General features: G+C 73.3%; 9 protein-coding genes. 5 read left to right on the forward strand and 4 right to left on the reverse strand.

Translation table 11 applies throughout. From position 1 onward, the window contains the following. Window positions 1-18: 18 nt before the first annotated feature. Window positions 19-1,017, forward strand: a complete 999-nt coding sequence (locus tag ACFWFR_RS13925; RefSeq protein WP_377623340.1) for a DUF4031 domain-containing protein — start codon at window positions 19-21, stop codon at window positions 1,015-1,017. A gap of 117 nt (window positions 1,018-1,134) precedes the next feature. Beyond that, window positions 1,135-1,863, forward strand: a complete 729-nt coding sequence (locus tag ACFWFR_RS13930) for a vancomycin high temperature exclusion protein (protein ID WP_377623341.1) — start codon at window positions 1,135-1,137, stop codon at window positions 1,861-1,863. 75 nt (window positions 1,864-1,938) lie between these two features. On the opposite strand, the gene ACFWFR_RS13935 is transcribed toward ACFWFR_RS13930, so the two are convergent. Together ACFWFR_RS13935 and ACFWFR_RS13940 are read right to left on the reverse strand one after the other, a co-directional pair. Next, window positions 1,939-3,576, reverse strand: coding sequence for a succinic semialdehyde dehydrogenase (locus tag ACFWFR_RS13935; RefSeq protein WP_377623342.1), 1,638 nt, complete (start codon window positions 3,574-3,576; stop codon window positions 1,939-1,941). A 123-nt stretch (window positions 3,577-3,699) separates the two neighbouring features. Next, window positions 3,700-4,314: a TetR family transcriptional regulator gene (locus tag ACFWFR_RS13940; protein WP_191801346.1), complete on the reverse strand. Its 615-nt coding sequence runs from the start codon at window positions 4,312-4,314 to the stop codon at window positions 3,700-3,702. A gap of 94 nt (window positions 4,315-4,408) precedes the next feature. On the opposite strand from ACFWFR_RS13940, the gene ACFWFR_RS13945 reads away from it, so the two are divergent. Next, on the forward strand, window positions 4,409-5,170 hold the full coding sequence (locus ACFWFR_RS13945) for an SDR family NAD(P)-dependent oxidoreductase (RefSeq protein WP_191801348.1): 762 nt from the start codon (window positions 4,409-4,411) through the stop codon (window positions 5,168-5,170). Window positions 5,171-5,278: 108 nt separating this feature from the next. Here ACFWFR_RS13945 and ACFWFR_RS13950 read toward each other — a convergent pair whose 3' ends face one another. Together ACFWFR_RS13950 and ACFWFR_RS13955 are read right to left on the reverse strand one after the other, a co-directional pair. Further along, window positions 5,279-5,788, reverse strand: coding sequence for a GNAT family acetyltransferase (locus ACFWFR_RS13950; RefSeq protein WP_377623343.1), 510 nt, complete (start codon window positions 5,786-5,788; stop codon window positions 5,279-5,281). After that, window positions 5,788-6,912: a GuaB3 family IMP dehydrogenase-related protein gene (locus ACFWFR_RS13955; RefSeq protein ID WP_056653894.1), complete on the reverse strand. Its 1,125-nt coding sequence runs from the start codon at window positions 6,910-6,912 to the stop codon at window positions 5,788-5,790. Before ACFWFR_RS13955 ends, ACFWFR_RS13950 begins: the two co-directional genes overlap by 1 nt. A gap of 283 nt (window positions 6,913-7,195) precedes the next feature. Between ACFWFR_RS13955 and ACFWFR_RS13960 the strand changes: the two genes are divergently transcribed. Both ACFWFR_RS13960 and ACFWFR_RS13965 read left to right on the forward strand, forming a co-directional pair. Further along, the gene (locus tag ACFWFR_RS13960) at window positions 7,196-7,894 is read left to right on the forward strand and encodes an exonuclease domain-containing protein (protein WP_191801352.1); all 699 of its coding nucleotides are present in this window, start codon (window positions 7,196-7,198) and stop codon (window positions 7,892-7,894) included. 123 nt (window positions 7,895-8,017) lie between these two features. Continuing rightward, the gene (locus tag ACFWFR_RS13965; RefSeq protein ID WP_225219969.1) at window positions 8,018-9,559 is read left to right on the forward strand and encodes a UDP-N-acetylglucosamine 1-carboxyvinyltransferase; all 1,542 of its coding nucleotides are present in this window, start codon (window positions 8,018-8,020) and stop codon (window positions 9,557-9,559) included. Window positions 9,560-9,608 lie beyond the last annotated feature (49 nt).

Consider the following 9,608-nt stretch of genomic DNA (forward strand, 5'->3'; position numbering starts at 1 on the left):
ACCCTCTAGGGTCGAGGCGTGGCTCTTCTCATCGACCCGCCGACCTGGCCGGCCCACGGGACCCTCTGGTCCCACCTCGTGTCCGACTCCTCGCTCGACGAGCTGCACGCGTTCGCCGAGCGGTTGGGGCTCGGGCGGCGCGCGTTCGACCTGGACCACTACGACGTCCCGGCCGAGCGCCACGCGGACTGCGTCGCCGCGGGTGCGCACGGCGTCTCGGGGCGGGAGCTCATCGTGCGGCTGCGCGCCTCGGGCCTGCGCGTCCCCGCTCGCGACCGGGCGGCTGCGAAGGCGGCCGCGCTCACGGCCCGCTGGGACACGCTCCTGCCGGGCGTCCCGGGCGCGCCAGAGGTCGGCGCGGACCTCGTGCGGCGCTGGCACGAGCCGCACCGCGTCTACCACGGCCCCTCGCACCTGGTGCACGTGCTCGACTCGCTCGCGGTCCTCGAGGAGCGCTCGCCGGGCGTGCCCGCGCGGGGCGAGGCGGCGCCGTCGGGCACGTCGTCGCGCGCGCAGCTCGCGCTGTGGTTCCACGACGCGGTCCACGAGGGGGTCGCGGGCGAGGACGAGGAGGCGTCGGCGGAGCTCGCGGTGGCGAGCCTCACCCCGCTGCTCGCCGGCCCGACGACGGAGCACGCCCCGGGCGCCGATCCCGCCGCCGGCGGGACTCGCCTCACGGCGGACGACGTCGCGGAGGTCGCGCGGCTCGTCCGGCTCACCGCGGGTCACGACCCCTCCCCCGACGACGCCGTGGGAGCGCTCGTGTGCGACGCGGACCTCGCGATCCTCGGCGCCATGCCCGACCGCTACGCCCGCTACGTGCGCCAGGTCCGCGCCGAGTACGCGCACGTCCCCGACGACCTCTTCCGGGCCGGACGCGCCGCGGTGCTCGAGCAGCTCCTCGCACTGCCCGCGCTCTTCAGGACCCCGCTCGGTCGCGAGCGCTGGGCCGCGCGCGCCGAGGAGAACCTCCGGACCGAGCTCGCGGGACTCGTGGGCGCCTCGGGAACTGCCTGACCGCTCCCCTGGGTTCGCGGCCCTCCCGGGGGCGCGCGGCCCGGGCTCCGCGCCTCGGGCCGCGACGCGCGCGACGGCAGGGCTCCGGAGCCCGGACCGGCCGCTAGGCTCGCCCGCGTGAGCGCACCGCAGGGGAACCCCGCGCCGACGGTACCGACGGCAGGGCCCGTCCCGACCCCTCGGGGGCGTCGGCGGACGCTCGCGCTCGGCGCTGCCGCGCTCGTGCTCGTGGTCGCGGCCCCGCTCGCCTGGGTGCAGGTCGGCGGTCGGCTCCAGGTCAGCCCCGACGTCGCGTCGACGCCCGAGCGGCCCGTGGCCATCGTGCTCGGTGCGGGGCTGCGACCCGACGGGTCACCGTCGACCTTCCTGCGTCGGCGCCTCGACGCGGCGCGCGAGCTCTACGAGCAGGGAAAGGTCCAGGTCGTCCTCGTGAGCGGCGACAACTCCCGCGAAGGGTACGACGAGCCGACCGCGATGCTCGACTGGCTCGTCGAGCAGGGGGTCCCGGCCGAGCACGTGGTCCGCGACTTCGCCGGGTTCGACACGCACGACACGTGCGTCCGCGCGCACGAGATCTTCGGCGTCACGGAGGCCGTGGTCGTCACGCAGGACTACCACCTGCCACGCGCCCTGTTCTCGTGCTCCCAGGCGGGTATCGACGCCGTGGGCGTGGGGGTGCCCTCGACGAGCGTCGAGCCCCCGAAGGCCGTGATGTACCGCGTGCGCGAGGTGCCCGCGTCGCTCAAGGCGGCCTGGGACGCCCTCACGCACCGCGAGCCGGTGCACCTGGGCGCGAAGGAGACCGCGGTCTCCGACGTCCTCGAGTCGCGCTCCGCGACGCCCTGACCCCCAGGACCGGTCGCCCGCCCCGGACGTGGGGCGGGCGATCGATCGTCGTGAGCGCCGGTCGGCGCGACGCCGCTACGGCAGACGCAGCTTCTTCATCACCCCGAACGCGGCCGTGAGCAGCCGGCTGGGCCGGTCCCCCGGCTGGGCGTACAGCGTGTCGAAGCTCAGCCCGCGCGACACCCCGCGCTGGACCACGATCGTCTGGGGCTCGGTGAGCGCCTCGATGCCTTCGCGTCCGTGGCGGCGCCCCTGCCCCGAGGACTTGAAACCGCCCATGGGGGCCGAGACCGACCCGAACGCCGCGGCGTAGCCGTCGTTGATGTTGACCGCACCGGCCTCGACCTGCGCCGCGAGGCGACGGCCCCGCGCCGTGTCCTGGGTCCAGATGCTCGCGCTGAGCCCGTACTCGGAGTCGTTCATGACGCGGATCGCGGTCGCGTCGTCAGGCACGCGCGTCACCGAGACGACCGGCCCGAACGTCTCCTCGTGAGCGCAGGCCGCGGTGGGCGGGACGTGGTCGAGGACCGTGGGGGCGTAGAAGTACGGGCCGATGTCCGCGCGGTGGACGCCGCCGGCCAGCACCCGGGCACCCTGCGCGAGGGCGTCGTCGACGTGCGCGACGACGCGGTCGAGCTGCGCCTGCGACGTGAGCGAGCCCATGTCGACCGAGTAGTCGAGCGCGGTCCCGAGCGTGAGCCCGCGCACGAGCGGGACGAACGCGTCGAGGAACTCCTCGGCGATGTCCTCGTGGAGGATCAGACGCTCGATCGAGACGCACAGCTGGCCGCTGTTCGAGAAGCAGGCCCGCACCGCTCCCTGGGCTGCCGACGGGACGTGCGCGTCCGCCGCGACGTACAGGGGATTCTTGCCGCCCAGCTCGAGCGTGGTCCCGATGAGGCGCTCGCCAGCCTGGGCGGCGACCTTCCGACCTGTCGCGGTCGAGCCCGTGAAGGCGATGTGGTCGACCAGACCCGTCAGAGCGGCGCCCACGTCTCCACCGCCCGCGACGACGAGGAAGAGGTCGCCGGGCAACCCGGCCTCCTCGAGCAGCTCGGCGGCCCACAGTGCGGTCAGGGACGTCTGCGGGTCCGGCTTGAGCACGACCGCGTTGCCCGCCACGAGCGCGGGCAGGGCCTCGGCGAGCCCGAGCGTCAGCGGGTAGTTCCAGGGAGCGATGGCCCCGACGACGCCGACGGGCCGGCGGTGCACCGTGGCTCCGGTCAGGACCGGGAGCATGCCGCCCACGCGACGGTCCGCGAGGTAGGTGGCCGCCCGCACGCCGTAGTGGCGCGTGACCTGGGCGATGTCGCCGACCTCCTCGAACGCGCTGCGCCGCGACTTGCCGGTCTCCATCTGCAGGAGGTCCAGGACCTCGGCCTGCCTCTCGAGGACCAGGTCGTGGAAGCGCAGGAGCACCGCGGCACGCTCGGCGACCGTGGTGTGAGCCCACGAGCGCTGAGCCCGATGAGCACGCTCGACGGCTTCGGCCACGTCCTCGACCGAGGACAGGGGGATCGCCGCGAGGGGCGCACCCGTGAACGGGAGGAGGGACCGGTGGTCGCCCGCGGTGTGAGAGGTGACGATGCGGGCCACGAGGGGAGCGACGACGTCGGGCTCCAGGACGTACGTGGCCGAGGGGTCCTCGGGGTCGATGAGTCCGTCGATCGCGGCGCTGCCGCCCTGGCCGCCGTCGGCTGGTTCGCTTGCCATGCGTGACAGGTTACGCGTCGGTACCCCCACGCAGAACATCCTTCACACAATCCCCCTGGTGACGCGGTCCCGACGCCGCGCCGGGAGACCGGGCCGGGGGCTCCGGGCCGCACGCCGTCCGGCTCAGCCCTGCGCGGCCCAGGTCCGCGCGCCGTCGAGCAGGTGCGTGAGCGCCTCGTCCACGACCCCGGCGGGGTCACGCTCGGGGGCACTCTGCGCCCACCAGACGAGGGCCGCGAAGTTCGCTGCCGCGCACGCCGCCGCGAGCGAACGGGCACGCAACGAGGACTGCGCGGCCCCCTCGGCCCGGCTGAGGAACTCCGCGACCGACGCGGCCGACGTCCCGATGCTCGACGTGCCCCAGGAGAGGAGCTCCTCATCGCCGGCGATGAGGCACAGCCGCTGACGCGTGACCTCGAGCGCCTCGGGCGGGAAGGTGGACGACGCCACGAACGCACCGCGCACGACGTCGAGGGCCTCGGGCAGGGTCACGTCACCGGCCGCGGCGAGCACGCCGTCGATCGCGTCGCGCGCCTCCCCCGAGCCACCCCAGACCATCGCGGCCTTGGAGGGGAAGAGGCGGAACAGGGTCCGTCGGCCGACGCCGCACGCGACCGCCACGTCGTCCATCGTGACGTTGCCGAACCCCTCGTCCGTGAAGAGGCGCAGGGCCGTGGCCGCCACCCGGTGCCGGTCGACGGTGGCCGGCCGGCCTCGGCGTGCGGTTGTCTCCGACATCACATCTCCTCGGGGTACTTCTTTATGGCACTCGGTGTTAAAAAGGTAGCAGGGGGCCGCACCCGGCCCCTCCATCCGGCGGAAGGACCCCATCATGACCACGTCGACCATCCCGAACCGCTTCGCAGGGGCGACCGTCGTCGTCACCGGCGCCGGCTCCGGCATCGGCAAGGCGACCGCGACCCGGCTCCTCGCCGAGGGCGCCCGCGTCATCGCGAGCGACCTCGACGCCGAACGGCTCGATGCGCTCAGCGTAGAGGTCGGCGACCTCCCCCTGACGACCGTCGTGGGCGACGTGTCCGACGACGCGGTGATCGCGCAGATCGTCGAGGTCGGCGAAGGGCGCATCACGGGCCTCGTCAACAACGCGGGGATCATGGACGCGTTCGTGCCCACCGCCGAGATCGACGACGCGCTGTGGGAGCGGGTCCTGCGCATCAACGTGACAGCCCCCATGAAGCTCATGCGCGCCGTGCTGCCCGCGATGGTCGAGGCCGGGCACGGGCGGATCGTCAACGTCGCGAGCGAGGCCAGCATCCGCGCAGGCGCGTCGGGCACGCCCTACGCGACGTCCAAGCACGCCGTCGTGGGCCTCACCAAGAGCACCGCGCTCTTCTACGGCCCCGCGGGCGTACGCGTCAACGCCGTCGCACCGGGAGCCGTCGCGACCAACATCGAGGCGCCGTTCCGCTCCGAGCTGGGCGCCCAGCGCCTGGGCCCGATCATGCAGGCGACCGTGCCCGCTCCCGCGACCGCCGAGCAGCTCGCGGCCTCGATCACGTGGCTGCTGTCCGAGGACTCCGCCAACGTCAACGGCGCGCTCCTGATGTCGGACGGTGGCTGGTCGACGATCTGACGGCTCGCCCCCACGGGTGACGGCCGCGGGTCGGTCGGGCGGCAGCACCGCGCCTCCTGACCGACCCGCGAGCGGCAGCTCGTCGCGTCGCGCCGTCGCGGCCGAGGGTCAGACGAGGTCTCGCCCCAGGACCGTGCACTCGGCGTCCGTGTACCCGAGGCGCTCGTAGAAGCCCAGGACGGGCGTGTTGGTCGTGCGGACCATGAGTCGCACCTTGCGGGCACCGGCGTCCAGGAGCCACGCCTCTGCGGCCACGACCGCGTCCCTGCCGAGCCCCGCGCCCTGGAGCGCGGGCGCCACCGCGACGTAGTAGATCCATCCGCGGTGCCCTTCGTACCCGGCCAGCGCGGTGGCGACGACGGCGCCGCCCTCGTCGTGCGCGACCAGGACCGTCGACGTCGGGTTGACCCGCGCGTCAGCGACGTCCCGGTGGGCGTCGTTCCACGGGCGCACCAGGCCGCACCCGTCCCACAGGGCGACGACCTGCTCGACGTCGTCGTCGGCGATCTCGCGGAACTCCACGCCGCCGACCCGCAGGTGCTCGGGCGCGGCGTCGGGCGCACCCGCGGCGAGGGCGTTCGTCAGAGCGACCCCGTCGCGGATGCGGCCCGGAGCCATCAGCGCGGCTGGTACGGCGAGACGACGACCTCGACGCGCTGGAACTCCTTGAGGTCGGAGTAGCCCGTCGTGGCCATGGCGCGCTTGAGCGCGCCCACGAGGTTGAGCGTGCCGTCGGCCTGGCGGCCCGGGCCGAACAGGATCTCGTCGAGCGTGCCGGCCGTGCCGACGCTCACGCGCTCGCCGCGGGGCAGCTGCGGGTGGTGCGCCTCGGAGCCCCAGTGCCAGCCACGCCCGGGAGCCTCGGAGGCGCGCGCCAGAGCGGCACCCAGCATCACGGCGTCAGCGCCGCACGCGACCGCCTTGACCAGGTCGCCCGAGCGGCCCACTCCGCCGTCGGCGATGACGTGCACGTACCGGCCGCCCGACTCGTCGAGGTAGTCACGGCGCGCGGCCGCGACGTCTGCGACGGCCGTCGCCATGGGGGCGTGGATGCCGAGGCTCACGCGCGTCGTGTGCGCCGCGCCGCCGCCGAACCCGACCAGGACGCCCGCGGCACCCGTCCGCATGAGGTGCAGGGCCGCGGTGTACGTCGAGGCGCCGCCGACGACCACGGGGACGTCCAGCTCGTAGATGAAACGCTTGAGGTTGAGCGGCTCGGCGTTGCCCGAGACGTGCTCGGCCGAGACCGTGGTGCCACGGATGACGAACAGGTCCACCCCCGCGTCCACGACCGTCTTGTAGAACTCCTGGGTCCGCTGCGGGGACAGCGCGCCCGCGACCGTGACGCCCGTCGCGCGGATCTCCTTCAGGCGCTGGGTGATGAGCTCGGCCTTGATGGGCTCGGCGTACACCTCCTGCATGCGGCGCGTCGCGCTCGCGGCGTCGAGCGTCGCGATCTCCGCGAGGATCGGCTCCGGGTTCTCGTAGCGCGTCCACAGGCCCTCGAGGTCTAGCACGCCCAGGCCGCCCGCGTTGCCCAGGGCGACCGCGGTCGACGGGCTCATGACGGAGTCCATGGGTGCCGCCAGGATCGGCAGGTCGAAGTGGTAGGCGTCGATCTGCCACCCCACCGACACGTCCTCCGGGTCACGAGTACGCCGGGAGGGGACCACGGCGATGTCGTCGAAGGAGAAGGCGCGCCGTCCGCGCTTGCCACGACCGATCTCGATCTCGTTGCTCACCCGACGAGGATACCGGCCCGCACCGCTCCCCCGCCCGCCCGTGCCGCCGGGTGGACTCCGCACGTCCAGCCCCGGGCGACCGTGAGCCCGGCGGACCGTCGGGGACGGCGGGCCCGTCCCGCGGCGCACGGGCGAGCCTGCGGCGACCTGACACCCCTGCGAACGTGCCGCGCCCGCGCGTGTCAGTGGCCGCTGGCATGCTCACGACCAGAGACCAGGACAGGTCGGGCACGGCGCAGTCGGCGGGCCGGCCGTCCACAGGACCACTGCAAGGAGCACGACGATGAGCTGGACCACCAGGCCCCTGCTGGGCTTCGACACGGAGACCACCGGCGTGGACGTCCACAACGACCGCATCGTGACGGCAGCCCTCGTCCGGCGCGTGCCGGGCGAGAGCACCGAGGTGCGGACGTGGCTGATCGACCCGGGCGTCCCCATCCCCGCGGAGGCCGCCGCGATCCACGGGATCTCGACCGAGCACGCGGTCGAGCACGGGGAGGCCCCGGGCCCCGCGCTCGAGGAGATCGCGTCGCTCATCGCCGCGGACCTCGCGCTGGGGGTCCCGGTCGTCGCGTTCAACGCCGCGTTCGACCTCTCGCTGCTCGACGCCGAGCTCACGCGGCACGGCCTGCCGACCCTGGGCGAGCGCCTGGGGCGCGAGGTCACCCCGGTGATCGACCCGCTCGTGCTGGACCGCTCGCTCGACCGCTACCGCAAGGGCAAGCGCAAGCTCGGTGACCTGTGCGCGCACTACGGCGTGTTCGACGGCGGCAACCTGCACACCGCGGACGTCGACGTCCTGGCGACCCTCGACGTGCTCGAGGCCATGACCCGCGCGTTCCCGGAGATCGTCGACCAGGACCTCGACGCGCTCCACCGCCACCAGATCACGGCCCACCGCGCCTGGGCGGAGAACTTCAACTCCTGGCGCCAGCAGCAGGGGTACGTCGGGGCCGGCGCCAGCACCGCCTGGCCGTCCTGACCACCCGCAGCGCACCGCTCTGAACTCATGGAACAGATGAGGCAGGCGTGATGATCTCGTGAAACTGCCGCCGCACCCCAAGATCGACGCGCCAATATCTCATGCATGAGTTACGGTCGGTCCATGACCATGGTCGACGAAGCACCCCAGCACCTCGCGCAGGTCGCCGCGCTCATCCGCGGCGCCCGCCAGAACAAGGGCCTGACCCAGGCCCAGCTCGCCGAGAGGCTCGGCACCAGCCAGAGCGCGATCCACCGGATCGAGCAGGGCTCGCAGAACGTGAGCCTCGACATGCTCGCGCGGATCAGCGCAGCCCTCGACTCCGAGATCATCACGTTCGGGGCCCCCAAGCACTCGCACCTGCGGGTCAGCGGAGGTCACGAGCTCTCCGGACGCATCGAGGTCAACTCCTCGAAGAACGGGGCCGTCGCGCTGCTCTGCGCGTCGCTGCTCAACCGGGGCCGGACCACGCTGCGGCGCGTCGCGCGCATCGTCGAGGTCGACCGCATCGTCGACGTCCTGCGCAGCATCGGCGTCCAGGCGACCTGGTCGACCGACGGCCGCGACCTCGAGATCGTCGTGCCCGAGCACCTCGACCTGGCCTCGATCGACGTCGACGCGGCACGCCGCACACGGTCGATCATCATGTTCCTCGGCCCGCTCCTGGGCCTCGAGCGCGAGTTCGCGCTCCCCTACGCGGGCGGGTGCGACCTCGGCACCCGGACCGTCGAGCCGCACATGATCGCGCTGCGCCCGTTCGGGCTGTCGGTCACGGCGGCATCGGGCAACTACGAGGCCCTCGTGACCCCGGGCGGCACGGAGGACCTGAGCGTCGTCCTGACCGAGCGCGGCGACACCGTCACGGAGAACGCGATCATGGCGGCCGCATCGCGCGACGGCGTGACCACGATCCGCAACGCCAGCCCCAACTACATGGTCCAGGACCTGTGCTTCTACCTCGAGCTCGTCGGGGTGCGCATCGAGGGCATCGGCACCACGACCCTGCGCATCCACGGCCGCACCGACATCGACGCGGACGTCGAGTACGCGGTCTCCGAGGACCCGGTCGAGGCCATGAGCCTGCTGACCGCGGGGATCGTGACGGGCTCGGAGATCACGGTCGCGCGCGTGCCCATCGAGTTCATGGAGATCGAGCTCGCGACGCTCTCCGAGATGGGGCTGCGCTACTCGCTCACGCCCGAGTACCTGGCGCTCAACGGTCGCACGCGTCTGGTCGACGTGACGGTGCACCCGAGCGAGCTGCACGCCCCGATCGACAAGATCCACCCCATGCCGTTCCCGGGGCTCAACATCGACAACCTGCCGTTCTTCGCGGTCATCGCCGCGTGCGCGAGCGGTCACACGCTCATCCACGACTGGGTCTACGAGGGCCGGGCCATCCACCTGACGGACCTGACCCGGCTCGGGGCGGACGTCCGGCTGCTCGACTCGCACCGCCTCGACATCACGGGACCCACCCACTGGTCGGGCGCCGAGGTCAGCTGCCCGCCCGCGCTGCGCCCCGCCGTCGTGATCCTGCTCGGGATGCTCGCCGCGAAGGGCACCTCGGTGCTGCGCAACGTCGACATCATCTCGCGCGGCTACGAGCAGCTCCAGGAGCGGCTCATCGAGCTGGGGGCGCGGATCGAGACGTTCCGCGACTGACCCCTCCGAGCACAGGAACGGGCGTGACCCCCACCAAGGGGGTCACGCC

This window comes from Oerskovia sp. NPDC060287, assembly GCF_042726775.1.
Taxonomy (GTDB): Bacteria; Actinomycetota; Actinomycetes; order Actinomycetales; family Cellulomonadaceae; genus Oerskovia; species Oerskovia merdavium.